Origin of the sequence: Dysgonomonas sp. Shenzhen-Wh21 (genome assembly GCF_043392705.1) — a bacterium.
Lineage (GTDB): Bacteria > Bacteroidota > Bacteroidia > Bacteroidales > Dysgonomonadaceae > Dysgonomonas.
In genome coordinates this window covers 1-26,909 of record NZ_JAIXHZ010000013.1, presented here as the reverse complement: position 1 = coordinate 26,909, position 26,909 = coordinate 1, and the positions used below count along the sequence as shown (strand labels likewise).

Below are 26,909 nucleotides of genomic sequence, written 5' to 3'. Positions count from 1 at the left end.
GCCGCTTGGAATACCGGGACACAGCGGTAGTAATGGCTGCTTCGGCTCCTATGGTTAGCTCTCCCGATATAAATAGCAAAGAGCTTACCGTATTGCACGCAGGAACGAAGGTATCGATAATAAAAGAAGATCGTAACTGGCTTGAAGTAGAAATAGATAATGGTACAGTGGGCTGGATACAGCGCGATAAACTGGAAATAATCTGATTCCTTTTCTTCCATTTATATATTTACATGAGAATATTATTTTAATGAGTTTAGTAGAACGAATTTTACCCTATGAGAGGAATCTCTTTTTGTGGCTTAATGATCAGCATACCTCTTATTGGGATGTTTTTATGTGGATATATAGCGGCAAGCTTGTATGGCTTCCACTGGCAATCGTTGCAATAGGTGTTTTTGTCTACAAAATAAAATGGAAAGAGGCACTTCTATTATTACTATGTGCCGTTTTGGTTGGTGTGCTTTGTGACTATGTCTCTTCTTCTCTAATAAAGCCCTTTTTTGAACGTCTCAGACCTACCCATCATCCCGACTTTCAGAACTATGTAGACACTGTTCGTAATTACCGGGGAGGAAAGTATGGGTTTATATCCAATCATGCCGCTAATGGTTTTGGTATTGTCGCTTTTACATCTCTACTTTTCAGATATAAATATTATACAATCACCGTTCTTTTATGGGCATGCATAACAGGGTACTCCCGAATATACTTTGGTGTACACTTTGTATCCGACGTTGTTGGAGGTGCAATATGGGGTGCATTGGTCGGTATTTCTATGTATTATGTTTATTTAACCTCACGCAGGTATATCTTAAAAGTTCCTAAAGAAGAATTGAAAAATCCTGTCTACACAAAAGTTAGGGCTCAGATACTAATGTGCACGATTTGGGTTCTGGTGATTTCGATCGCCATTTATAGCGCAGTATTTAATATTCCCACATAAAATCCATTGTTTTTCAAAAAAGAATTTTATAACTTTAGAACATATTCCTAATCATTTACCATTTAAAACTTAGAGAGTATGACTAGAGTTATCAGATTTGCAGAGCTAAGAAGGATTAAGGACACCTTACCGGATGGAAGTATACACCAAATAGCAGAAAAGTTAGAACTCCCGGTGGAAACTGTATGGAACTACTTTGGCGGATATAGTTACGAAAAAGGTCAAAGCTGCGGAATTCATATAGAACCGGGCCCGGATGGAGGATATGTCTCTATTGATGATACCACTATTTTGGATATGGCTTTAGAAATGATGGAATCAAGGGAGGCCTAAGAGAATAAGAGAGATGAATACGCCAGAAAGTGTTCATCTCTTTTCAAATATATCTGAACGTTTTTAGCTGCAAACATGATAATTTGCAATACTGAGAAAAAACGATTACAAAATTTGTACAAGAAATTATATAAATATGCCGATTATGGAAGATAAATTAGTAACACTAGCTATTCATACAAATGAAAAAGCCCAAATATTAAAACATGTATTGGAAGGTGAGAACATTGAAGTACATATCAATGATGTAGATCTTGATAATCCCGGAGTATCAGCCGGAGTTCGTATCCGAATAAAAGAATCTGATCTTCCTAAGGCATTAAGTGTTGTAGAAAGTCGTCATTTGTTTAGCTACGATGAGGAAGAAACATATCGTACAGATGATGGACGACAAAGGATTTTAATCCCTGTGGACTTCTCCGATTACTCTCTTAAGGCTTGTCGTATCGCTTTCAATCTGGCTCGAGAGCTGGGTGCAAAGGTCAAAATACTCCATGTGTATTTCAATCCTTATTATCCTACTGCCCTTCCTATGGCAGAGGCTTTTGCCTATCAGGGGAAAGAGGAAAAGGAATTTCAAAACATAATAGAGAAAGTAAAAGAAAATATTCAACGCCTCTGCAATACCATCGATAAGAAAGTATCTGAAGGCGAATTTCCGTCAGTGAACTACTCTTATGTGCTTAGAGAAGGTTTGCCTGAAGAAGAAATAGTAACATTCACAAAGGAATATAAGCCATCAATCATCGTAATGGGCACTAGAGGGAAAGACCAGAAGGATGCCGACCTGATAGGTAGCGTAACAGCCGAAGTGATAGAAATGACACATGTGCCGCTGATAGCTATTCCCGAGAATACTCCGTTTAAGGATTTCAAGGATGTGAAACACATTGCATTTCTTACAAACTTTAGCCAAAGAGACCTTATTTCGTTCGACTTGTTAGCTAAATTATTACAACCTTATCAGGATATCCGTATCTCTTTGACTCATATTGCTGTGAAGAAATCGGATCAGTGGGACGAAATTAAACTTCAAGGTATTAAAACGTACTTCTCGAAGCAGTATCCAAATTTGAATCTCGATTATAAACTCATCGATACTTCCGATATGCTGAAAAGCCTTGACGAATATATCAAAGATGATGGAATACAGGTATTGGCACTAACAACCAGCAAACGCAATATATTTGCCCGGATGTTTAGTCCTAGTATCTCCCGCAAGATGTTGTTCCACTCAGATACTCCGTTATTTGTATTGAGAGGGTAGAGTGGCTTGATAAGACATATAGTTGTACTTTATATATCTATCCGTATCTCTGAAAAGATACGGATAGCTTTTTTAAAATAGAGCTTATGTAGCCTTATAATCTGGAATGCTACAAAGGAATAGTTTTTATTTGAAGTCTATACGAGAATAATATTATTGAATAATCTATATGAAATCGGAGATAAGAGGAATATTGGAAAATGGATTTATTTCAGAAAAAAAGGATTTAATAGAGCTGTATGATATAGATAATTATACGGAACGAGAATATGTTGTTGATTTCATTAAGAAAGAAAGTATTCGGTCTGTTGATGACTGGTTAAAGATAAGTCTAATAGATTTGGCTGCACGATTGAAGATAAATGATATTAATCTTTTAAATAATTACTTATCATATCTTGGCTCAGGTTATAGCTATTATCTGAAGTTAACCGTTCTTGATTATGCAGGTTATATGTACGAAACTTATAAGAATGAAAAGATAGATTATTCTTTTATAGAAGCTCTTTTGAGTAGTAATTATGATCGACTAATTGTAAAAATTCAAGCTTTGTTAATATTGATACTTATCTATCCGGGAAGAATAATATTCTATATGGAGAGGATCAAGAAATACTTAAAAAGATCAGAAGACTATAGAGCTCATATAAGATTGTATAATTCGTTTATGAATATAGATTACAGAATTCCAAAATCTTACATTGAAGACTTAATGCTAATAACAGAACAAAAAAGTTTATCTTCATCAAAAGCAGTGAAGAGTACTTTGGTTGAAATGAAAAGAAGCTTAGTTTAAAGAATAGACTATTTCATAGTATATTTGTAATTCGTTTACTTTTTTGAATAAACATTATCTAGATATGGTTAAGCTAGTGTAGAGCAAGAGAAAAGGTAACACGTAAAAACAATCAAAAAAGTGTCACTTTTGTCACCTTTTTGAGATTATAGATATAATGAGACTATCGAACAATAAATATATAACTCAATGAAAAAAACAGTATTAATTGCTATGACAGGATTTTCAATGTTGTTTGCAGGCTGTGGAGGAACGCAAAAAGCATCCCATGGAGAGGCTGCATTGACAGACTCTGTTCCTGCTGATTTTAAATATGAGGTTGATGCCTTTGCCGATCTCCAAATTCTACGTTATTACGTTCCTGGGTTCAATAACCTTTCGTTACAACAAAAGGAACTGGTCTACTATCTATCGATGGCAGCTATCGAAGGGCGTGATATTCTTTACGACCAAAATAATAAGTACAATTTGGCTATCCGCCGTGTGCTCGAAGCTATATATGAAAATTATAAAGGTGACAAGAATACGAACGATTATAAAGAGTTTGAGGTTTATCTGAAACGTGTATGGTTCTCTAACGGTATACATCACCACTATGGAGAAGAAAAATTCCTTCCGGGCTTTTCTAAGCAGTTTTTTGCCGAACAGGTTAAAGCCTTGCCCGATAACCTGATTCCAAGAACCCGTCGTTCGGGGAATGAATCTGTGAGTGCAGATGAATTTATAAAAGTGATTACTCCTGTCATGTTTGATCCGAATGTGATGGCTAAGAAAGTAAATCAGTCAGGTAACGACCTTATTCTTTCTTCAGCTAATAACTATTATGGAGAAGGCGTCACTCAGAAAGAAGTACAGGCTTTCTATGGAGCTATGAAAGATACGACAGATCAAACTCCGATTTCATACGGACTTAACAGCCGCCTTGTAAAACAAGGAAACAAGCTGGTAGAAGATGTGTGGAAAGTAGGAGGTCTTTATTCTCCTGCCATTGAACGAATCGTAGGATGGCTAGAGAAGGCTGAAACTGTAGCTGAAAATGATCAACAGAAAGCGGTTATCACTAAGTTGATCTCTTATTACAAAACAGGAGACCTAAAGACATTTGACGAATATGCGATAGCGTGGGTAGAAGATCTGAAATCTCAGGTTGATTTTGTAAATGGTTTTACCGAAGTATATGGTGATCCGCTCGGAATTAAAGCAAGTTGGGAATCGGTGGTAAACTTCAAGAATGTAGAAGCTACCAAACGAACAGAAGTTATCAGTACTAATGCTCAATGGTTTGAAGATCATTCTCCGGTGGATAAGCGTTTCAAAAAAGAAAGTGTGAAAGGGGTATCTGCAAAAGTAATTACAGTAGCTCAACTGGGCGGAGATTGTTATCCTGCAACACCTATCGGTATCAACCTGCCTAATGCCGATTGGATACGGAAAGATCATGGGTCAAAATCGGTGACAATAGAAAATATAATGGAGGCCTACGACGCTGCAGGAGCACATACAGGCTTTAATGATGAGTTTATGTGGTCTGAGCATGAAGTTAACTCAGTAAAGCAATATGGTTTTATAACAGACGTATTGCATACCGACCTTCACGAATGTTTAGGACATGGCTCGGGTAGATTGTTGCCGGAGGTTGATCCAAATGCATTAGGAGAATTCAGCTCGACAATAGAAGAAGCCCGTGCCGATTTGTTCGGTCTTTATTTCCTTGCCGATCCTAAGCTTGTAGAACTAGGCATAATACCGAATGCTGATGCATACAAAGCAGAGTATTATAAGTTTATGATGAACGGTCTTATGACTCAGTTGGTGCGGATAGAGCCGGGTAAGAATATCGAAGAATCACACATGCGTAATCGTCAGTTGATCGCTAAATGGGTTTATGAAAAAGGAAAAGCAGACAATGTAGTCGAATATAAAGTGAGAGACGGAAAAACATACGTTGTAGTGAACGATTACAATAAATTACGTACTCTGTTTGGGGATCTGTTAGCTGAAATTCAACGTATAAAATCGGAAGGCGATTTTAAAGGAGCAAAAGCGATTGTAGAAAATTATGCAGTCAAGGTAGACCAAAAATTGCATAGTGAAGTTTTGGCTCGTTATAAGAATTTGAATATGAAGCCTTACAAGGGATTTGTAAACCCGACTTTCGAATTGGTGAAAGATAGCAATGGTAAAATTACAGATGTGAAAATTAATTATAAAGAAGGTTATGCAGAGCAAATGATTCGATACTCGAAAGAGTTCTCTTCATTGCCAACATTTAATGATTAATGTTTTATAGACGTTAAGATAAATGCAAAAAAGATCGGAAATTATATCTCCGGTCTTTTTTATTTATATATTTGCTATGCTAAACACCATAAAAAAACATGTACTAGACGCAAATGAAAATCTTAATTATATCATCAATCTTCTTTCTTTCAACTCTTCCCTTGCTTTCGCAGTCCAAAAAAGATATTGCGGTACAAAAGGGAATAGAAGCAGTAAAATTAATGGACTGTGGAAAAGTAGAAGAAAGTATCACTCTGCTTAAGGAAGCTCAAAAGCTTGATCCGGCCAATATTGTGTATCCTTACGAAATAGCTTATGCGCATTGTCTCGAAGAAAATTATGAAGAGGCTATTAATATTCTGAAACCGATACAGGAAAATGAAGATGTTTCGGATACGTTTTTCCAGATGTTGGGTATTTGCTATAACTCTATAGGAAATAATGAAGGTGCAATAAAGACCTTTGAGGAAGGTATAAAGAAGTTTCCCGATTCAGGTGCTCTTTATTTTGAATTAGGAAATGCGTATATGGCTCAAGATGAAAAATACACTGCACTGTCTTATTTTGAGAAGGGAATCGCAGCAGATCCTAAATATCCTTCTAATTATTATTGGGCAGCTAAAATATATTTAGATACAGAAGATGAAGTATGGGGGATGCTCTACGGTGAACTGTTTATGAATCTGGAGCGTAATACACATCGCACGGTTGAGATGAGTAAGTTGCTCTATGAGACATATAAAAGTGAGATCACCATTGTGAGTGACTCTGCTGTGTCTGTCAGTTTTTGTAAATATGCAGGACTAGATTTAAAAAATAATTCGGAATCCTCTTTTGGTAGTGGTATTTACGAACCAATTCTTATGTTGTCTCTTCCGGATGTCAAAACTTTAGATTTGGCTACATTGAGTACGATTCGCACTAATTTTTTGAATATCTACTATAAAAATAATATAGAGAATATATATCCAAATGTACTGCTCGACTATCAAAAGTTGTTGATGAATGCCGGACACCTTGAAGCCTATAACTATTGGATATTGATGCAGGGAGATCCTTCCGAATTTCTTCAGTGGAAGTCGGCGAATGAAAGTAAATGGAAAAGCTTTACAGATTGGTTCTCCAACAATCCGATCAAGCTGTCTTCTAAAAACAAGTTTGTAAAAGACCAATATTGATTTTTAAAAGAATTGGAGCTTCAAACCAAACGATAATCTTAAATAGTCTTTTGGTTTAAGGTACTTGTTCGTAAAAGCACTTGCAAGATATAAGTCATTTGTACTTAGTTCGTAAAAGGCCGTAACAGACTTAGCAAAAAAACGCTTTTCGTGTGGAATCTTATACGTAAGCCTTTGTCCTATATAGACATTAAACCGCATCTTTGTAGAGAACGAATAGTAATCGTTTGGATATTTGTCGGGTTCACTTATCCAAAAATCGCCGTTAAGAATAGTGTTGATATACAAGCCACAGGCTAGCGGATCGATATAGAATCCTTTTGTCCCTATTGGCTTTGTCCAGGGAATAAAGTTTTGCTTCAAGGTAAAAGTTACCTTATTTTCTTTTGTTGAGTATTTAGGAAGAAATCCAAAGAACACATCCGTCTCCCATTGATTGTTTTTTCCATAATCCCATCCAGTTCCTATGGATATAAGTCCCATCCCGCCTGCATACTGAAATTTTATATGTGTAGGAATGAGATTGGCCCACTGATTCTGATATTTTTCTACACGTTTTTCGTAGCCATTCTGAGAATAGCCGGATAGGTTAAATAATAGGATGAGTGATAAAAAAGATATATATTTAATAAGCGACCACTTCATAGTCATAGGTGTTATCTGAATTTAATGTGAATAGTAAATATTTCTTTTTAGCTATATTGGGGGTGCCATAATAGATTATTCCATCATCGAAGAGATCGTCTACTGCTATGTTGTGATCGTGAGCATTGAGGCAAAATTGAAGATTCGGAAATTCTTTTATATAACGTTGAAATACATTGGCTATATTATTGTTGAACTGTTCTGAAAAAGGACGGACATGCATTGCCATTACTGTTTTATCGTATTCATCCTTCTTGTCTTTTATTTCTTGTTCTATAAATTGAAAGTCGGGTACAGGGAGCGAATAATCAAATTCCAAGGCATTGGTGTTTAAACATACAAATTTCGTCCTTCCGGCAATGAAAGAGAAATTTTCTTCTCCAAAAACCTTTCTAAAGACTTCTATTCCATTTGCGAGGCAATCGTGATTTCCCAATAAGACTACATAAGGTACTTTCAGTTTGTTTAGAATATCCCGTTGCCATAGAAATTCTTTGGTAAGCCCAAAATCTGATACGTCTCCTCCGTGAATAACGAAATCTATATCGTTTCTTTTATTTAGTGTATTCACAAAAGCCTCTGTTTCGTCATACCATCGTTGGGTATCGCCAATCATCGCAAACCGTATTCTTTCTTTGTTTCTACAAGTTTCCTCTATTCGCGCTATATTCTTTTTGTTGATATCTGTTTTCCCTGAAATGCGACCATCGTACGGATGATATTCGATCATCTCGCATGACTGAAATATACATAAAATACCAAGCAGTAATATTCCTATCGATTTTTTCATTTGACTTATTATTTGGAGGTACAAGAGTACTGCCAATAAATATAATTAGGAAAAGAAGCGAAGGCCTGTGCAATTTTATTGAGCTTTTTTAAGGATGTTTTAACGAAAAGTCCTTATCTATCCTTGATTCTTCGTGTCAACCATTCTCTAATAAATGATGCTTAGTGATTACTTGCGAAAAATATTCAGAGTTGTATCGTCATCGATAGAAACCAATCTCCAAGAGCAAAATAGGGACGTGATAAAAACAATAAAGAAGCGGAAGGTAATGGCTCAGAAATTTTATTTCGCCCCTGTGAATAAGTAGTTTATGTATATGTGTAAAAGGCTTCTTTGTTAAGGCTTATAAATAGGAGAGTTAATCAGGCCTTGTCTAATTAAATAATGCTTACCTTTATTTTCAAAATATATAACAATGAAGCTAAAAGAAGAACAAAAAAACAAATCGGTACTCACAACCAGTTATGTACTAACAAACGGCTCTCCGATAACTTTCGTTCTCTACGATGAGGACGGAGACTGGCAGTTGTTTGGTGATGATGAAGTTGATGACGAAGAGGATGCTTATCTGGTATCGGTAGACGAGATATTGGAAATGGAACCGATATTGAAGAAACTCCCTGATTTGCAACCGGGACAAGCTGCTACAAGAGAAAAAGATAGTACGCGCTGGTTTATAGTCGAGGATGAAGGATAAGGTACTCTAAGTCCCCGCGAAGAGTTATTGTCGTATTTTATATAGATATGTGACTAAGCATTTCCTTTTCTAAAGGCATTGAGATGTGAAGATGAGGTACGGCAATAAATACTTCAACCGCGACTTACCATCGTAGAATAATTCTTTCGCCTAATTCTTTTGCCAGAATCTTTTTTATTTCGTCCATTTCCTTAAGCTTTTGCATAAGGATAATAGCTCCGTCCCAGTCTTTCTCCTTTTGTCTCTTTTCCAGATCTTCTTTGATCTCCTTCATCTGCTTAGATATATGAGCATCTTTTAACTCGGTGACTGCACGAGGAACGTTTTTCCAGAGATGCTTTTCTTCGGCAAGAGGGGTGTCTTCCTTTTTAAGATTCTCACCGAATTGTTTTATATGCAGCTTACTCAATTGATACCTGTCGCTTACCAGCTCGGCTGCAATTTTGCTTATATGTGCGTCTGTATGCGCCAAAAAGTAACGACTTGGGTTGAAATATTCATTTGCCGAGTGTTCTATTGCATCTTCCAATATTGTTTTATACAGAGGATTTGTAAACCAAAAACCATCTCTTTGCAAGTCAAATTTTACCCAATCTATTACGGTTGTGGGCATATCGCCTGTTGCAGGATTGTTTTCTCCACCTTCGATCAATATTTCCATTCCATACCGGACAATAAAGTAGAGAATCGCTAACTCAAACTTATCAATGTTAGTCTTTTTTACAACGGGTTTTCCTCTATGCGCTTCAGACTGTGAGAGGTCAACGTTGATTGCCGATAGCTCAGGATCTATCTTCGGCTGAGGAGCCTTCTCTAGGTGAGCAAGCCTTTTCTTATTTACTTCCTGAATAAGTATCCGTTCGTCTATATTCAGTAGTATACTGCAATCTTTTATATATACACTGCGTATAATATTGTCGGGGATAACCGCAATGCTACTGACTATGTCGGAGATGAGGGTTGCTCGCTTTATAGGGTCATTGCCTGCATCATCTAATAGTAATTGTGTTTTGAAGCGTATGAAATCCACTTCATGTTCCTGTACATATTTTGTCAGCGACTCTGCATTTTGTTTGCGTGCAAATGAATCGGGGTCTTCACCATCAGGAAGGAGTACCACCTTTATTTTCATTCCTTCTTCAAGCAAGAGGTCTATCCCTCTCAGCGCCGCTTTTATACCGGCAGCATCACCATCGTAGAGTATAGTTACATATTCTGTAAAGCGATGAATGAGCCTGATTTGTCCGTGAGTAAGTGCTGTTCCTGATGATGCAACTACATTTTCTATACCCGCCTGATGCATCGATATCACGTCGGTGTATCCCTCTACCAGATAGCAGCAGTCGGCTTTGGTGATAGCTTGTTTTGCAAAATATATTCCATATAGTTCGCTGCCCTTGTGGTATATCTCACTCTCGGGAGAATTTACATATTTTCCTGTGTTCTCTGCCTTCTTTAGAATACGTCCTCCAAAAGCAACAACTTTCCCCGATAACGTGTGTACGGGAAATATAACTCGCCCCCGAAAACGATCGATAAGAGCGCCGTTACTCTCACTTTTTATAGTGAGACCTGTTTTTACAAGAAATTCTTCTTTATAGCCATTTCTTATAGCTTCCTGTGTGAGGCTGTCTCTTTGTTCGAGACTGTATCCGAGTTGGAATTTCTGTATAATATCTTCACGGAATCCTCTTTCTTTAAAATAGCTTAGACCTACAGATTTACCCTCGATATGTTCATGCAGAGTTTTTACAAAATGATTTCGGGCAAAGTCATTTAATATAAATAGGCTTTCACGCTCGTTGTAAGCTTGCTTCTGCTCATCGGTTAACTCCCGCTCTTGTATTTCGATGTTATACTTCTTTGCGAGATAACGTAGTGCATCGAAATAAGAGAGCTGCTCATGCTTCATAATGAAGTGAACAGCGGTTCCTCCTTCGCCACAAGCAAAGCATTTACATATATTCTTGGATGGAGAAACGTAGAATGACGGAGTTCTGTCTTCGTGGAACGGACACAGCCCTACATAGTTTATACCTCTACGCTTGAGCGTAACAAACTGAGATACTACATCCACTACTTGTGCAGCATCTATTATACGGTCTATGGTGGCTTGATCTATCATTTTTATTTACTAACACGAAAGTAATAAAAATATCCCAGTATAGATATTTTATATTTCTATGCCAAAGTTAAATTATACTTATCGGTCTTCCTCTTTCGTGAATATTCTACACAGTGTCTCTTATGATTAGGTTATTGGTATAGTGTAGAGATTTTTTACAAATTTTAGCAATGAAGATTGATCTTATTTGTAGATATATTTGTTACTATTTTTTAAGATTCTATCTATCAAGTATGTTTACTTATAAAGAACAAGCTATATTTGTAGATATTTCGGATAAAAATCTTGTATGATTGAAAGAATAAAAGAGTTTGTAAAAAGAATAATTCGATTTCTTACGTATGATATCTGGCGGATAAACAAACGCGAGAGATCGTCTCGTAAAATGGGATTGTACGATATTATTAAGTCTTTTATCCTCGCTATCAGGAATATTGATGGAGAGCAACTTTTTACACGTGCATCAGCATTGACATACAGTACCTTACTGTCTATCGTCCCCATGCTGGCTGTATTGTTTGCCATAGCTCGTGGGTTTGGTTTTCAGAATATTGTAAAGACTCAACTCTTTAGCTATTTTGCAGGACAAGAAGAGATCTTGAATAAAGCGACAGCTTTTATCGACAAATCAATTGAGTATGCTCAGGGTGGGATTTTCTTGGGCGTCGGCGTCATCTTGTTATTGTATACTGTAATCAATCTGCTTTCGAACATAGAAGATAACTTCAATAAAATATGGCAGATAAAAAAAGGACGTACCTATTTTCGGATGTTCACGGACTATCTGGCTCTTATCATTATTGCGCCTGTTTTTCTTATATGCAATGCCGGGGTTAATATTCTTTTGAGCACTACAGCTGAGCAACAGTATATACTGGGACTGGTTATTGGTCCTTTTATGAAAGTTGTTCCTTTTTTTATTACTATATTACTCTTTACAATACTCTATATTTACATCCCAAATACGAAGGTTAAGTTTACCAGTGCCTTATTAGGCGGTGTGTTTACGGGTATATGTTTTCAGGTATTCCAAATGCTGTATATCGGTGGTCAGATATGGATATCTAAATACAATGCGATATATGGTAGTTTTGCCGCTTTGCCTTTGCTGTTGCTATGGTTGCAACTGACATGGTTTTTTGTTTTGTTTGGTGTGCAGCTTTCTTTTGCTTATCAGAATGTAAATAAGTTTAGTTTCGAGCACGAAACTTCTAAAATAAGTCGTCGCTATAAGGACTTTGTTGCATTACTAATAATGACTTTGATCGTTAAGCGGTTTGAAAAAGGCGATATGCCTTACACTGCTGATGAACTTTCGGAGCAATATAAAATCCCGACAAAATTGACTAGTGATACTCTTTTTTATTTGCAGGATATCGGTCTTATTGTAGAGACTCCATCTCAAAACGCATTAGTACCCGCTTTTATACCTGCTTTGGATATCAATCATATTACCGTAAGTTATCTGTTTGAGAAAATAGAGATGTATGGTTCAGAGGATTTTGTGATTGATACAAATGTAAAATTCAGGAAAGAGTGGGAGACTATTTTAGAAATTAAAGAGCTTTCGGATAGCGAAAATGGGGACAAACTGCTCAAAAATTTATAATTCATACACGTGAAATCAGGTATTCATAATCTTACCGAGGGAAAAATATTCTCTACCTTAATACGCTTGGCTCTGCCGCTGATGGGTACAAGCTTTTTACAGATGGCTTACACGCTCATGGCTATGTCGTGGGTTGGCAGGCTGGGGACTGTATCTCATCCCGAAATAGCAACCAAATCGGAAGCTGCAATTGGTGCTATAGGGATGTTGTTGTGGTTGACTTCATCGGTCGCATATCTGGCTATGATCGGATCGGAGGTAGCAGTCGGTCAATCGATAGGTGCGAAGAAAATGAAACGTGCAGCTATATACGCCTCACATTCTACAACTACCTCTATTGTGCTTAGCGTGGTATGGGTATCTACACTCTTTATATTTGCTAATCCTATCTTGTCTTTTTTCAAATTATCTGCTGATATTACAGCCGATGCGGTGCTTTATTTACGAATACTCACTATTAGTCTTCCGTTTCAGTTCTTGTCCTATAATTTCGCAGGGATATACAATGGAGCAGGGCGAAGTACTGTTCCTTTCAAAAATAATGCAGCCGGGCTCGTGTTAAATATGATACTCGACCCTATATTGATGTTTGGTATGGGGATGGGATTGCACGGTGCCGCTATTGGTACAGTTGCTGCACAATTGTTTGTGTTTTCTTTGTTCTTTTATCAGATTAAATATGGTAATCGTATTTTAGGCAATTTCTCCTTCTTTATTAAGCCGAAAGGCATTTATCTTAAACGCATAATTTTTCTAGGAACGCCTGTTTCAATAATGAATTCATTGTATGCCATCATTAATATGAACTTGGCACGTGTTGCTTCTATTCATGGAGGGCATCTAGGGATGATGGCTCAGACAACGGGAGGACAGATAGAGGCAGTTACGTGGAATACATCACAGGGTTTTTCTACGGCGTTGAGTGCTTTTGTTGCTCAGAACTATGCTGCCAATAAATTGGAAAGAGGTAAAAAGGCATATATCTATACGATACGTGTTATGTTTACGTTAGGAATTTTTGTCAGTATTGCATTTATTTTGTTTGGTGCTCAAATTTTTGGAATTATTGTTCCTGAAGAGAATGCTATGCGAGCCGGAGCCGAATATTTGTTTGTAATGGGTTTAGTGCAGATTTTTATGATGTTTGAGCTGACTACACAAGGTATGTTTAATGGTATTGGCCGTACAGTAGAGCCTGCCGTGATAAGTATCACATTCAATGCGCTACGCATCCCTTTGGCTTATTATCTGGCTTCGCAAATGGGGATTGTTGGGGTGTGGTGGGCAATCGCTATATCTACGATATGTAAAGGCATAATACTGCCTGTTTGGTTTACGGTAGTCTATAAAAGAGTACAAAAACGAAGACCTAAGATTGCATAATCAGAATAAAAAAAGAGGCTTTAAAGCCTCTTAACTATTTATATATTTGCTGTGGGTTATGATTTATCAGACGCTCTTCTGCTAGTCGCTCAAACTTCGTACCCGGACGTCCATAGTTGCAAAACGGATAAATACTAATGCCTCCACGTGGCGTAAATATTCCTACCACTTCAATATACTTCGGATTCATCAGCTTAATAAGGTCTTTCATCATAATATTTACACAGTCTTCATGGAATGCTCCATGGTTACGAAAGCTAAATAAGTATAACTTAAGACTCTTGCTTTCTACCATTTTCACATCAGGTATGTAGTTGATGTGTATTGTTGCAAAATCGGGTTGCCCGGTAATAGGGCACAGACTTGTAAACTCCGGGCAATTGAATGTTACCCAATAGTCATTTCCCTGATGTTTGTTTTCGAAGGCTTCTAATACATCAGGAGCATAATTATCTTTATATTCGGTTTTTCCACCTAAATGGCTAAGTCCTTCTATTGTCATATTATAGTTTTGTCTTTAGATAGTTGTGTAATCCTTGTTTGCGCAATTTGCATGAAGGGCAGTGTCCGCAACCATCGGCAATGATACCGTTGTAGCAGGTCAGGGTTTGAGTACGAATGATATCGAAAACACCCAGTTCGTCAGCTAATTGCCATACAGCAGTTTTATCTCTCCACATCAATGGCGTATGTATTTGGAAATGTTCGTCCATTGCCAGATTAATAGAAGCATTCGCTGAAAGTATGAAAGTGTCTCTGCAGTCGGGGTAACCACTGTAATCGGCTTCTGATACTCCTGTTACAATGTGGCGTATACCGTGCGAGCGGGCAATGACAGCCGCAAAAGTAAGGAATAATAGATTACGTCCCGGTACAAACGTATTTGGATAAGAGTCTGCCGGTTTTTCCTGATCCATAACAATATCGTTTGTCAAAGAGTTGACGGATAGTTGGCTAATAATAGATGCGTCCAGCAGTTGGAACGGCACATTCGCTTTTTCGGCAATAGCCTTTGCTACTTCTACCTCTTTAGAGTGACGTTGCCCGTAGGTAAAACACAGCGTACGAATGGATGCGAAATTTTCTAATGCCCAGTAGAGGCATGTTGTTGAATCTTGTCCACCCGAAAACAAGACCAACGCTGATTCTGTTTTATTCATTCTATAACTTTGTTTTTTACGTGGTTAATCCTAAGATACACGGAGGAGAAATCTCTCTTCGGCTACAAAAGTAAGGATTTTAAAAGATTCTTTCCGAAAATATTTTCTTAAAAAGAATAATTATTATACTTTTGCACTCACCAAACGACTCCGTAGCTCAGCTGGTAGAGCAATTGACTCTTAATCAATGGGTCGAGGGTTCGAGCCCCTCCGGGGTCACATTTTACTGAGGATGAAGCTTGTAAATCAAAAGTTTACAAGCTTTTTTTATGTTTAGTTAGCTTTTGAATTAACGTAAGATTATCAAAGATTATGTTTATGTATTTTCAATTATTTTGGAATGCTTATAAATATTATTAATTTTACCCGCAATCTTTGAATAATCGTACCTTGATGAAAAACTCAGTACAAAAAAACCTTATATCCTAATGCGCAAATTCTCCAATAATGGATTTATCTAAACAGGTTTATGTAGACTTATTCGATAAGTATTATTTGGCATTGGTGAAATATGCATCCACTATTGTAGGTACAGATAATGCCGAAGATATTGTGCAGGATGCCTTTGTAGAATTGTGGGAACGAAGAAAGGAAATCGAAGTAGGAGAGCATATTTCTTCGCTATTGTATCGATTTGTGTATACAAAATCTATCAATAGGCTCAAACATATTGCGGTTATCAATAAATATTCTTCTGCCAAAATTGAGATATATAATGAAAAGCTGAAATATTTTTCTCCTGAAAACATCGATGTTTGGAAGAATATAGAAAATGCAGAATTGAAAGAGAAAATAGATAGCGCAATTGATACCCTGCCGCCTCAGTCGAAGAGTGTATTTAAATTAAGCTATATCTATGGACTGAAAAATAAAGAAATTGCAGAAACTTTAGCTATCTCTTTACGAACAGTAGAGGCTCATCTGTATCAATCCCGAAAGTTGTTGAAGGCGAGATTATCATATTTGTTGAGGCTTATTCTCGTTTTATGCTTCTTTAACTAAGTATGTTGTTCTATATAACTGTTTTAAGTATATCATAAAATAAATAAATGAGTACAATTGATAAAAGGATTATATTAGGATACCTTAATAAAACGGCTTCAGATGCAGAGTACGAAGCTATCTTAAAATGGATCGGTGAAGATGAAAATAATAAGAAATATCTTTTTGATCTAGAATCGCTTTACAATTCTATAGAATGGGATGACTCTTTATCCGATGGATACTTGGAATGCGAAAAAGATCGCCTATTAAAAAGGATATCCGATGTTCCACAAACAGATATGCCTGTAAAGAAGAAATTTAATTTTTCTTTCGTTAAAATTGCTGCATGTATTGTGGTGCTATTTTCAGCAATCGGATTTGGATATTTGTATCTTCACGACAATAAGAAAATGGGTAGAACAGGTTTGCTGTCAGTACAAAATGACGGAGTTAAAGCAAAGGAGGTTATCTTAGAAGATGGAACAAAGATTTGGCTAAACCAAAATTCAACGATTAGTTATCCGCCTACATTTGAAGGTGAAGAAGAAAGAAGAGTATATCTTACCGGCGAAGCTTATTTTGAGGTAACAAAAAATAAAAAATCTCCATTTTATGTCGAAAGTGAAGCTTTTAATGTGCGAGTTTTAGGAACTTCATTTAATATAAAGAGTTCCAATATGTCTAATATCTCTTCAGTAACTCTTGTAAATGGTGAGATTGAAGTAAAAGGCAATAATAATGAAGGGCATGTAACATTATCTCCCGGGCAAAAAGCTGAAATAAATCATACCGACCATCGGCTAAAAGTATACGAAACCAATGCCGTTCTTGATGTTTTATGGCATAATGATCTGATAACTTTCGAAAATGCGACGCTTCTAGATATCAGAGAAACTTTAGAGTCACTATATGAAGTTAAAATATACTTGGATCCTAGCTTAAATATCCGATCTAAATATTCAGGTGTTATAAAGAAACGTGATAGTATAGATTCCGTTTTGAACTCTCTCACAAATACAATACCATTCAAATATGAATATACTGGTAGAAGTATTCGAATATTACCCAATCAATAGCGTTGTATTGTTAATGAATATCAAAAAAGACACTTAGCCCTAAATTGGACTAAGTGTTTTTTGCTTCCAGCATGTTTTACTATTAAATAGAAAAATATTATTGTAGAACTAAAATCTAATTATTATGAAATAGAACCAATCGGGGCAGGCTTCCCAACCTATTTACAAATACAAGACGGTAACGTTAACCTTATTTTTATTAACGAAAAACAACAACTAAATGAAGAAAAGAAGCAATTCCTATTCTCCAAGGAAATATTTTACTCATTCAATGAGTGTCTTCTTCTTTTTGCTATGTTTTTGTATTGTAGCCAATGCACAAATAAACATAAACCAAAAAGGAGGTAAGTTTTCAGATATAATTAATATTATCAAATCACAATCGGACCATCAGTTTTTTTATGAAGACAAAATTGGGGATATAAAAGTCGGTCCATTAGAATTACATAATGCGAGTATTGAAGAGGTTTTGAACAAATCATTAGCAGGAAAAGGTGTGACATATAAGGTTGAAGATAAAGTTATTTATTTGTCTTCTGCCAACACGAATAACCCGACAAGGTCGCTCCAACAAAAAACAGTAACCATCAAAGGCAATGTAAAAGATGAAGCCGGAGAACCTTTGATTGGAGTAGCAGTCTCGGTAAAAGGAACTACTATAGGAACCTTGACAGATACCAAAGGGAATTATTCCATTACAGCAAACGAAGGTGATGAAATCGAGTTTTCTTACATCAGCTACCTCACTATAAAGCTTATTGCTAAAGGAGACATGACATATAACGTGGTAATGAAAGAAGATAACGTTGCTCTCGATGAAGTTGTAGTTACTGCTTTAGGAATCAAAAGAGAAGCGAAAGTGTTGACGTATAATGTTCAGGAACTTAAAGGTACAGAATTGACGGTTGTTAAAGATGCGAACTTTATAAATAGTCTGGTCGGTAAAGTTGCAGGTATGCAGATAAATCAGAGTGCATCGGGTATTGGCGGTTCGGCCAGAGTAGTTATGCGTGGGACGAAGTCAATTATGGGTAACAACAATGCGTTGTATGTTGTAGATGGAGTGCCATTGTATGATATAAGAGGTGAACAACCCGAAAATATATTCGAATCACCTGATGGTGGAGATCGCGATGCTTTTGCCAATATAAACCCCGAAGATATTGAAAGCCTATCGGTACTTAGTGGTCCTGCCGCTGCAGCTTTATATGGAAACCAAGGGGCAAATGGTGTAATACTAATTACGACCAAAAAGGGACAAAAGGGATTGAGAATTAATTATGCGAATAACTCTATTTTCTTAAAACCATTTGTTATGCCTGAGTTCCAAGATACATACGGCTCAAGAGACCAAAGCTTTCAAAGCTGGGGGGCTAAGAAAACTCCCGACATGCCTTCGTATGATCCTAAAGATTTCTTTCAGACAGGATATGTGGAGACAAACTCACTGACAGCCTCCTTTGGAGGAGAAACAAACACTACATACGTATCTTTCGCATCCACAAACTCGAGGGGAATCATACCAAATAATAAGTTGAACCGCTACAACCTTACAGTACGTAACACTGCTGATATTATAAAAGATAAACTTGAGTTTGACTTCTCCGTATCTTATATAAATGAAGATAACAGAAATATGATGACTCAAGGACAATATCATAACCCACTGCTACCTATTTATCTATTTCCGAGAGGCGATGATATCGATAACTATAAAATATATGAGACGTTCAACGATGTCCGCAATTTTAAGACTCAAAATTGGCCTTCAAAATATGGCAATCAGGGTTTAGGTATTGAAAATCCATATTGGACTGTTAACAGAAAGTTGTTCGAGAACAAAAGAGACCGCTACATCTTATATAGCGCACTAAAATATAAAGCTTTGGATTGGCTTAATCTGTCGGGACGTGCGAGAATGGATAATATGGAAAATACATTCGAAAGAAAAATTCATGCATCCTCTGATTTGCTCTTTGCATCCGAAACAGGAAACTATATGAACCAAAGAATGACAGACAAACAATTATATCTTGACTTCTTAGCTACAGCCGATAAGCGATTTGGCGATTTCAGTCTGACCGCTGCTTTAGGTACAAGTTACTTTGAGTACGACCAAAGACTTAATAGCTATGAAGGACATTTAGGTCTTGTTCCCAATCGCTTCTCTGAAGAAAATATAAATAAGAATGATCCTCAGACAAAAGTAAACCAAAGTGGGTTCAAAGACAATACACACGCTGTTTTTGCCACAGCTCAGTTGGGTTGGAAAAGCTTGGTGTTTTTAGATCTTACAGCTAGAAACGACTGGACTTCTACCTTAAAAGGTACTAGTGGTACAGGGGTATTTTACCCATCGGTTGGAGTTTCCGGGATTTTAAGCGATATGTTTGACATGCATAAAGCTCAAATCTCTTTTTTCAAACTGAGATTTTCATATTCGGAAGTGGGTAACCCGCCACCACGTTTCATCACGAAAGCTTCATACGAGTTGAATGATGGTAATTTGAAAACAGAGACGGCGATGCCATTCTCCAATCTGAAAGCCGAACGCACAAAGGCGTATGAAGCTGGTGCTAATATGAAATTTTGGGGTAATAGGATTAATCTCGATCTCACATATTACAATACAGATACTTACAATCAGTTGTTCCATTTTGAAGCAGCTCCAAGCTCAATATATTCCGACTATTATATCAATGCCGGAAAAGTAAATAACTGGGGTATTGAAGCTTCTTTAGGCTTTAGCGACAATTTCGGACCTGTCAGTTATTCTACCAGTGTGAATTTTACACTGAATAGAAATAAAATAAAAACGCTTATTCCTAAAGGAACTCTCGACCCAACTACCGGAACTCCCATCCTAGCCGAAGATGGTATAGACATGAGCTCTACAGGAACATATCGTATGCGACTTACGGAAGGCGGAACGTTAGGTGATATTTATGTTTCGACGCTAGAAAAAGATTCTAAAGGGAATATAAAAGTAGACCCATCTACAGGAGCGATAAACAGTGATCCTAACAATTGGGTGAAAGCCGGATCTGTTGCGCCTCGATACAATTTTGGATGGAATAATACGATTTCTTACAAAGGTTTTGATCTGAACTTCCTTGTAGATGCTCGAATAGGTGGAATCGGTGTGTCGGCAACTCAAGCCTTACTGGATAGGCATGGAGTTTCTAAAGCTTCGGCTATAGCACGCGATAATGGCGGTGTATTGGTGAACGGCAAACGAATGGATGCCGAGGCATATTATGCTGTTGCAGCCGGAGGAACAACAGGAGTCTTGTCCGAGTATGTATATAGTATGACGAATGTAAGGCTTCGCGAAGCATCTCTTACGTATACACTCCCTTCTAAATGGTTCAATCATAAAATAAGCTCTTTGTCTCTCTCTTTGATTGGACGAAACTTATGGATGATATATAATAAGGCACCATTCGATCCTGAATTGACTGCTTCTACGGGAACTTATTTTCAGGGACTGGATTATTTTATGCAACCAAGTCTCAGAAATATAGGATTTGGAGTTAAGGTTCAATTTTAAAGCAATGAATAATGAAAAATAATATATCTAAAATATTTAAGCTACTCTTCATGTCTTTGTTTGCAGTGATAGTATCTTATTCTTTTGTCTCCTGTCTTGAAGATAACGTAAATGAATATGCAGCTACAGAAGATGACATGAGCAAAGATGGTCTTTTTGTAGGAGGTCACTTCAATGCCATGCTTAAAGATGTAATACCTACATCGGATGTCGATGCTAACGACTATCAGCGTGCTCAAAATCTGACCGGTGATATTTTCTCCGGCTATATGGCTCATATCGGCACTTGGAACTCATCAAGTCACAACGGTACATATAATCTATATTTTGATAAATGGAACGATGTGGGGTTTGCAAATGGTTATACCAAAGTGATGGGACCTTATGCGAAGATTATTGGTAAAACAAAAGACAAAGTATATTTGGCTATGGCTACCATCGTGAAGGTAATGGGGATGCACAGGCTGGTAGACAACTATGGGCCTATTCCTTACACCAAGTTCGGAACAGGAGGATTGACAACCCCTTACGATAGTCAGGAAGTTGTATATAAAGAATTCCTGAAAGAGCTGAAGGAAGCCACAAAAGAACTATCCGATTTTGTGGATGTAAATACTAAAGGGGATAAGCCTTTGGTGAAATACGATATGATATACGGCGGAGATGCTCTGAAATGGTTGAAGTTAGGAAATACGCTTCGATTACGATTGGCTATACGGATTAGTTATGTGGAGCCGGAATTAGCAAAGCTGCATGCCGAAGAGGCTGCAAATCAGAAGTATGGCTTATTGTCTGATGTTTCAGATATTGCACAACTGAAATCATACGGGGGGCATGCTGTTTATCATCCGCTGGAAACCGTATGGAACTCTTATGCAGATACAAGAATGGGAGCGTCAATGGACTCTTATCTGAATGGATTAAAAGATCCTCGTTTGCCTTCTCTTTTCCAACCGGCAGCAATTGATGGAGCTTATCATGGCGTTAGAAACGGATTATATATATTCGATAAGGCTCCGTATGAAAAAATGTCTGCGCCTAATGTTAGAAAAAATACACCAGTGTTATGGATGACCGCAGCAGAAGCTTATTTTTTGCGGGCAGAGGGCGCTATAAGAGGTTGGAATATGGGCGGTTCGGCAAAAGATTTCTATGAGCAAGGGGTGCGTGCATCTTTCACTCAATATGGAGTAAGCGGAATAGATGCCTATTTGACAAACTCTACTGATAAGCCGATCAGATTTCAGGATATGGTAGGATATTACAGTATAGCAGCCAGATCAACAATTACAGTAGCATGGAACGAAAGCGATTCTTTTGAAACGAAACTGGAAAGAATCATTACTCAAAAATGGATAGCAATGTTTCCCGAAGGGCAAGAAGCTTGGTCTGAATTCAGGCGTACCGGATACCCAAAGATATTTCCTATTATATATAATCGCAGCAGTGGTCAGATCAATACCACAGTTCAGATCAGAAGAATCGTGTTTCCTCAAGAGGAATACAACAAAAATAGGGAAGAAGTAGATAAGGCTATCGGCTTACTTAATGGACCTGATACGGGAGGAACTAAATTGTGGTGGGATGCTAAATAATTAAAAATATGAATGATATGAAAACATTATCAAATATACTGTTAATCTGTTTTTTGTTTTTTTCTCTGTCTTCGTGTTTAGATGAAGTAGATCCGGAAAACAAAATCGTAGGGCAGGTCGAGCCCAAAAGTGAAGAATATTATAAACAGTTGAGAGCTTACAAAGAATCCGACCATGCTGTGGCTTTCGGGTGGTTTGGCGGTTGGAATACAGAAACATCGTCTATGGGCACAAGATTAGTCTCGATACCCGACAGCGTGGACATTGTATCCATATGGGGCAAATATTGGGATATTACAGATGCGCAAAAAGCTGATTTGGCATATGTGCAAAATGTATTAGGCACAAAAGTTACATACACAATATTTGCGCACGAAGTGCCGGAGCCATTTGAAGCAACAACAGAGGGTGTAGGAAAGTACGCAAAAGCTCTTGCTGATACGATGTATAAATACAATTATGACGGACTAGACCTCGACTATGAACCCGGGTTTGGTGGCGTAGGTCCTCTTGTAGGGCATAACAATGCTTTGATGAAAGATTTTGTGTTGGCTCTCAGCAAGTATTTTGGACCTAAATCCGGAACAGGTAAACTACTGCTCATAGATGGCGTGCCTTATGCTGTACACCCCGAAATAGTGGAGTGTTTTAATTATGGAATTGTGCAAGCTTATGATTCTTCAGGCGAATGGGATTTGCAATATCGCTTTAATAATGCCTTAGCCAAAGGGTGGCCTGCCGATAAATATATTTTTACAGAAGACTTCGAAAAGTGGTGGAGTACAGGGGGAAAACCGAACGCAGTAGTCACAACTGCCGATGGGAAAGAATTCGTTGTACCTTCTCTTGAGGCCATGGCTCGCTTCAATCCTAAGGTAGATGATAAATATCAACGAAAAGGTGGTGTGGGTACTTATCATATGGAAAACGAATATAAACATACTCCTGATTATAAATATTTGAGGCAAGCTATTCAGATAATGAATCCGGCAAAAAAATGATTGTTAAACATTAATAGAAAATACATGAAACTAAATAATATTATAATTCTAAGTCTTTGCGCCATCATACTAATGGGATGTAAAGACAATGAAGACTATCGGGATGTTATTTATATGTCAGGTGTAGAAAACTCTGTTTCCAGACTGTTTACTGTAGACCCCGAACTAGCTGCATCTGAAATAGCATTTAATGTCTCGTCTTCAGACAAAATGGCTAAGGATATGATTGTCGATTTGAAGGCAGATTTATCTTTAATTGATTCATATAACAATCGGTTTATGAAAAATTATAAGCCTCTTCCTGAGGGTAGTTATAAACTGTCAAGACCAGAAATTGATACCAATGATACAAATAAAGAAAGTTTAAACCTGAACAGCAATCAGGTATTGATAAAGTCAGGGGCAAGTGTTTCTACTCCGATGAAGTTGTCTATAAGTGACCTCTCTAAGTTTGAAGAAGGTGTTACTTATGTTTTGCCGGTAAGTATCGTTAGTAATAATTTAGGGATGAGTATTCTGCGATCATCAGCAACAATCTATTTCGTTATTAATCAAACAATAGTTACGAAGGCTGCTGTTTTGACAAGTAATTATTTGCAAGTAGATTTCTCTAAAAACAATGATGTAAGTCTAACCGCTTTGCCTGCTGTAACTTATGAGACACGGATATATGTCAATAAATTTCAATCATATAATCCATATATCAGTAGTGTAATGGGACTAGAAGAAAACTTCCTTCTCCGATTTGGAGATACATCTATCAAGCCGAACCAATTGCAGATAGCCAAACCGGGTATTGCAAGTAAAACCGAGTTTTCGACAGAGAAATGGTTCCATATAGCAGCTGTTTTCGAAGGTGGAAATGTACGAATGTATGTGAACGGAGAGTTGGAGTCGAGCGGAAATATCGCAGGCGTTACAGCTTTAGACCTGACGCATGTATATGGTGACCCTATGTTTATGATTGGGCGCTCTGCCAAAGGACGAGGAATTGATGGGGCGGTGAGCGAAATGCGTGTTTGGAAAAAAGCATTATCTCCGGCCGATCTAATAAACAATATGTGTTATGTTGATCCTACTACTCCGGGATTAGTTGCATACTGGAGATTCAATGGTGCTGACGATAAAAAAGTAACCGATCTGACAGGGAATGGCTATGATGCAATGGCAGCTTATACGCTGAAGTTTATGGATCATGTAAGGTGTCCTGAGTAAGTAATCTTTATTTTATATAAGTACACAAAAAATCCGGCAAATATATTCTTTTGCCGGATTTCTTTTATCTTCGCCCTTAGTGCTGAAGCCTCTATGATATTTTTCTCATAAATTAGTGTTATTACCACCAATTATCACTTTCACTTATTGGCTTTGTTTCAATCTTTTTGTCTTGAATTATCGGGCTTTTTTGCTCTTTATTTGGTGGGTTGTTGAAAGCTTTTGAATCCTTTTGGGGAATTTCTTCTTCTACTTTGGAGAAAGAATCTACAGAAATCGTTCTTCCTTCTTTTTCAAGATAATTTTTTGCTTCTGTAATCTTTATACTTAATATAGGAACTTCCAGTAGAGGATCTAACACAACTTCACCATTAACAACGCAACCCGCATTTATGACAGCTGCCTTGGCTGTAATTGTACCTTCTATAACTGCTGTCGGGCCAAGTTCTAAACTCTCTGCACAAATTATATTACCTGTCACTTTGCCGTCAATGATGCAACCTGCGGCCGTTACACTACCGACAATGTGAGCATTAATGTCAACAGTAAGCGTATCGTCTACATAGAAATTTTTCTCTTGTCCCTCGGTTAGGTATAGTGAGCCTAATACAATTACGTCTCGTCCCAATTCTACGATTCTAGCAGGTTGAGGCTCAAGTTCATCAATTTTTCGCTTAAAGAGAAACATTCCTGATCTTTATAAAGTAATATTCTATACTATTATTTATTCTCCCGAAAAGTTAGCTACTACAGTAGTGGCATTTCCTATATCGATACCTACTGATGATTTAAATTTGCCATGTCCTACACGTAACGAGTTAATTGCATAGCCTCTACTTGCTAATGTTTCAGGATTATCTAAAACTGTTATTTCTGTGAATTTGCCGAATTCTTCCTTAAAGCAATCGATAAGTTCTTCATAATACATAGCACCTCCACACATGTATATACGGTTAGCCTTAACCAGGTTAGAGTCATTGATAACACTACGCAAGTTTGGAGATATTACTTCTTGATAATATGTTTGAATAACACTTTTACGTATTTCTCTTAAATCAATATTTTGACGATTCAAGAAAATATATCCGCGTTTGAATGCCTCATCAATTTGATGTGTATTTCTAAGCTCCAAATAATATTTGCTCTTCAGTTCATTTATCATCAGATTTACAGCATAACGAATTCCATGCGTACTGATCATTGTTTGCTCAATAATACCCGAATCTGTACTGAGGATAGATTCAAATGTTCCAAATCCACAACTGAATACAAAAAAATTTCCCGAAACCTGAGGTTCACCCTTGCGTATTCCGATTGTACATCCTACAATTTCAGGAATCACTTCAACCTTCTGTACTTCTAATATTACTCTTTTCTTATTCCCTGCATTATGTGTTGAAATGTCACAATCGAGCATATGAGTGCGTTGGAAAAATTCTATGGCTTTGTCTTTATAAATATAATAAGTAGAATAAGGAAAACCTGTGGTGATTGTTATCGGTTGCTCCACTTGATTTTCTACTAACAGCATAGCTGCTTTAGCTAATATCTGATAGTCTATATCATCCGGTGATGAGTTTATTAACTTATGAGGAGATTGACCTTCATTCAGGGCAAGGTCTCCGCAGATATACCATTTATTATTATGTTGAATTTTCAAGCCGTGAAGCAAATCCTTCGCTGTTTGTGACAGATTTGTATTATTGTTTTCAACTAAGCTGGGAAAAGATTGGATTTCATAAACCATAGCGATAAAATATTAGATTCGTTAATAATTATGGGGATAAATAAACTTTATTTTATGAAAGAAGAGGTTTCATAGCGATGAGTCCTTCGTATGTTGCGCCATGCTCTAATGCGAATATTTGCGCATTAAGTTTGCCCACTATTCTACCCGTACTTTTTATGGAGATAGATTCGGTTACGCATATATTACCTTCAATACGACCGAATACAACTAGATTTTTTGCATGAATATTTCCTCGAACTATGCCTGTTGTACCAATTACAACAGTATGAGCCTGTTTTATATCTCCTACTATAGTCCCTTCCACGCGTATGTGATGCGTTTCTTCTACAGATCCATAGAGCACAAAACTTTTACAGATTATTGTAGGCGTTTGAGAGGAAAGATCAAACGAGTCTTGCCTAAAATCCTCCTTTTTAGCCATAGTCAATTACGTTAACAATATTTATATAGTCACATTTGTACAGAAATCCGGGCAATTCCTTAAAAACGAATTGTTGTTTACAAATATATATGAAAAGTAATATTAATC

24 protein-coding genes and 1 tRNA gene are annotated in these 26,909 nt (G+C 37.2%); 17 read left to right on the top strand and 8 right to left on the bottom strand.

Annotated features, from left to right (window positions below):
• The 7 genes from LDB17_RS00485 to LDB17_RS00455 form a co-directional block, all read left to right on the top strand.
• Positions 1 to 206 (top strand): SH3 domain-containing protein (locus LDB17_RS00485; protein WP_393924826.1); only part of this gene is annotated, 206 nt, incomplete at its 5' end.
• Positions 207 to 250: 44 nt separating this feature from the next.
• Entirely contained in the window at positions 251 to 946 is a 696-nt protein-coding gene (locus LDB17_RS00480; RefSeq protein WP_393924825.1) for a phosphatase PAP2 family protein, read from the top strand.
• A 78-nt stretch (positions 947 to 1,024) separates the two neighbouring features.
• Complete coding sequence (locus tag LDB17_RS00475) at positions 1,025 to 1,279, top strand: DNA-binding protein (RefSeq protein WP_135103488.1); 255 nt, start codon at positions 1,025 to 1,027, stop codon at positions 1,277 to 1,279.
• A 145-nt stretch (positions 1,280 to 1,424) separates the two neighbouring features.
• A complete protein-coding gene (locus LDB17_RS00470; protein ID WP_006844563.1) occupies positions 1,425 to 2,546 on the top strand; it encodes a universal stress protein in 1,122 nt (373 codons plus the stop codon).
• A 169-nt stretch (positions 2,547 to 2,715) separates the two neighbouring features.
• The gene (locus tag LDB17_RS00465; RefSeq protein WP_252638269.1) at positions 2,716 to 3,342 is read left to right on the top strand and encodes a hypothetical protein; all 627 of its coding nucleotides are present in this window, start codon (positions 2,716 to 2,718) and stop codon (positions 3,340 to 3,342) included.
• Positions 3,343 to 3,531: 189 nt separating this feature from the next.
• Entirely contained in the window at positions 3,532 to 5,622 is a 2,091-nt protein-coding gene (locus tag LDB17_RS00460) for a dipeptidyl peptidase 3 (RefSeq protein ID WP_252638268.1), read from the top strand.
• Positions 5,623 to 5,735: 113 nt separating this feature from the next.
• Positions 5,736 to 6,800 carry a M48 family metallopeptidase gene (locus tag LDB17_RS00455; RefSeq protein WP_252638267.1) on the top strand — a complete coding sequence of 355 codons (1,065 nt, stop codon included), beginning with the start codon at positions 5,736 to 5,738 and terminating at the stop codon, positions 6,798 to 6,800.
• Between the two features lie 3 nt (positions 6,801 to 6,803).
• Here LDB17_RS00455 and LDB17_RS00450 read toward each other — a convergent pair whose 3' ends face one another.
• Both LDB17_RS00450 and LDB17_RS00445 read right to left on the bottom strand, forming a co-directional pair.
• Positions 6,804 to 7,445, bottom strand: coding sequence for a hypothetical protein (locus LDB17_RS00450; protein WP_252638266.1), 642 nt, complete (start codon positions 7,443 to 7,445; stop codon positions 6,804 to 6,806).
• Positions 7,426 to 8,235: a metallophosphoesterase gene (locus LDB17_RS00445; protein ID WP_252638265.1), complete on the bottom strand. Its 810-nt coding sequence runs from the start codon at positions 8,233 to 8,235 to the stop codon at positions 7,426 to 7,428. The genes LDB17_RS00450 and LDB17_RS00445 overlap by 20 nt, the downstream gene beginning before the upstream one ends.
• Positions 8,236 to 8,650: 415 nt before the next feature.
• Between LDB17_RS00445 and LDB17_RS00440 the strand changes: the two genes are divergently transcribed.
• Positions 8,651 to 8,932 (top strand): hypothetical protein, encoded by a 282-nt coding sequence (locus LDB17_RS00440; RefSeq protein WP_252638264.1) that lies wholly within the window; start codon positions 8,651 to 8,653, stop codon positions 8,930 to 8,932.
• 124 nt (positions 8,933 to 9,056) lie between these two features.
• Here LDB17_RS00440 and dnaG read toward each other — a convergent pair whose 3' ends face one another.
• The gene (dnaG, locus tag LDB17_RS00435) at positions 9,057 to 11,057 is read right to left on the bottom strand and encodes a DNA primase (RefSeq protein WP_252638263.1); all 2,001 of its coding nucleotides are present in this window, start codon (positions 11,055 to 11,057) and stop codon (positions 9,057 to 9,059) included.
• 289 nt (positions 11,058 to 11,346) lie between these two features.
• Between dnaG and LDB17_RS00430 the strand changes: the two genes are divergently transcribed.
• Positions 11,347 to 12,666, top strand: coding sequence for a YihY/virulence factor BrkB family protein (locus LDB17_RS00430; RefSeq protein WP_252638262.1), 1,320 nt, complete (start codon positions 11,347 to 11,349; stop codon positions 12,664 to 12,666).
• A gap of 9 nt (positions 12,667 to 12,675) precedes the next feature.
• Positions 12,676 to 14,049 carry an MATE family efflux transporter gene (locus tag LDB17_RS00425; protein WP_252638261.1) on the top strand — a complete coding sequence of 458 codons (1,374 nt, stop codon included), beginning with the start codon at positions 12,676 to 12,678 and terminating at the stop codon, positions 14,047 to 14,049.
• Positions 14,050 to 14,083: 34 nt separating this feature from the next.
• Here LDB17_RS00425 and queF read toward each other — a convergent pair whose 3' ends face one another.
• The gene (gene queF / locus LDB17_RS00420; protein ID WP_252638260.1) at positions 14,084 to 14,551 is read right to left on the bottom strand and encodes a preQ(1) synthase; all 468 of its coding nucleotides are present in this window, start codon (positions 14,549 to 14,551) and stop codon (positions 14,084 to 14,086) included.
• A 1-nt stretch (position 14,552) separates the two neighbouring features.
• Positions 14,553 to 15,209: a 7-cyano-7-deazaguanine synthase QueC gene (gene queC, locus LDB17_RS00415; RefSeq protein ID WP_252638259.1), complete on the bottom strand. Its 657-nt coding sequence runs from the start codon at positions 15,207 to 15,209 to the stop codon at positions 14,553 to 14,555.
• A gap of 146 nt (positions 15,210 to 15,355) precedes the next feature.
• Between queC and LDB17_RS00410 the strand changes: the two genes are divergently transcribed.
• The 7 genes from LDB17_RS00410 to LDB17_RS00380 all read left to right on the top strand — a co-directional run bounded on the left by LDB17_RS00410 (position 15,356) and on the right by LDB17_RS00380 (position 24,630).
• A tRNA-Lys gene (locus tag LDB17_RS00410) sits at positions 15,356 to 15,428 on the top strand.
• A gap of 228 nt (positions 15,429 to 15,656) precedes the next feature.
• Positions 15,657 to 16,211 (top strand): RNA polymerase sigma-70 factor, encoded by a 555-nt coding sequence (locus LDB17_RS00405; protein ID WP_252638258.1) that lies wholly within the window; start codon positions 15,657 to 15,659, stop codon positions 16,209 to 16,211.
• Between the two features lie 47 nt (positions 16,212 to 16,258).
• Positions 16,259 to 17,269 (top strand): FecR family protein, encoded by a 1,011-nt coding sequence (locus LDB17_RS00400; protein WP_252638257.1) that lies wholly within the window; start codon positions 16,259 to 16,261, stop codon positions 17,267 to 17,269.
• A gap of 220 nt (positions 17,270 to 17,489) precedes the next feature.
• Complete coding sequence (locus LDB17_RS00395; RefSeq protein WP_252638256.1) at positions 17,490 to 20,819, top strand: SusC/RagA family TonB-linked outer membrane protein; 3,330 nt, start codon at positions 17,490 to 17,492, stop codon at positions 20,817 to 20,819.
• 11 nt (positions 20,820 to 20,830) lie between these two features.
• Positions 20,831 to 22,414, top strand: coding sequence for a RagB/SusD family nutrient uptake outer membrane protein (locus LDB17_RS00390; RefSeq protein WP_252638255.1), 1,584 nt, complete (start codon positions 20,831 to 20,833; stop codon positions 22,412 to 22,414).
• 17 nt (positions 22,415 to 22,431) lie between these two features.
• Positions 22,432 to 23,415: a glycoside hydrolase family 18 gene (locus LDB17_RS00385; RefSeq protein ID WP_252638254.1), complete on the top strand. Its 984-nt coding sequence runs from the start codon at positions 22,432 to 22,434 to the stop codon at positions 23,413 to 23,415.
• A 24-nt stretch (positions 23,416 to 23,439) separates the two neighbouring features.
• Positions 23,440 to 24,630, top strand: coding sequence for a DUF1735 and LamG domain-containing protein (locus LDB17_RS00380; protein ID WP_252638253.1), 1,191 nt, complete (start codon positions 23,440 to 23,442; stop codon positions 24,628 to 24,630).
• 121 nt (positions 24,631 to 24,751) lie between these two features.
• On the opposite strand, the gene LDB17_RS00375 is transcribed toward LDB17_RS00380, so the two are convergent.
• From LDB17_RS00375 to LDB17_RS00365, 3 genes are read right to left on the bottom strand one after another with little or no spacing between them, the layout of a single operon-like run.
• Positions 24,752 to 25,318, bottom strand: a complete 567-nt coding sequence (locus tag LDB17_RS00375; RefSeq protein ID WP_252638252.1) for a polymer-forming cytoskeletal protein — start codon at positions 25,316 to 25,318, stop codon at positions 24,752 to 24,754.
• Between the two features lie 36 nt (positions 25,319 to 25,354).
• Positions 25,355 to 26,377: a ParM/StbA family protein gene (locus tag LDB17_RS00370; protein WP_252638251.1), complete on the bottom strand. Its 1,023-nt coding sequence runs from the start codon at positions 26,375 to 26,377 to the stop codon at positions 25,355 to 25,357.
• 52 nt (positions 26,378 to 26,429) lie between these two features.
• Entirely contained in the window at positions 26,430 to 26,801 is a 372-nt protein-coding gene (locus LDB17_RS00365; protein WP_252638250.1) for a polymer-forming cytoskeletal protein, read from the bottom strand.
• Positions 26,802 to 26,909 lie beyond the last annotated feature (108 nt).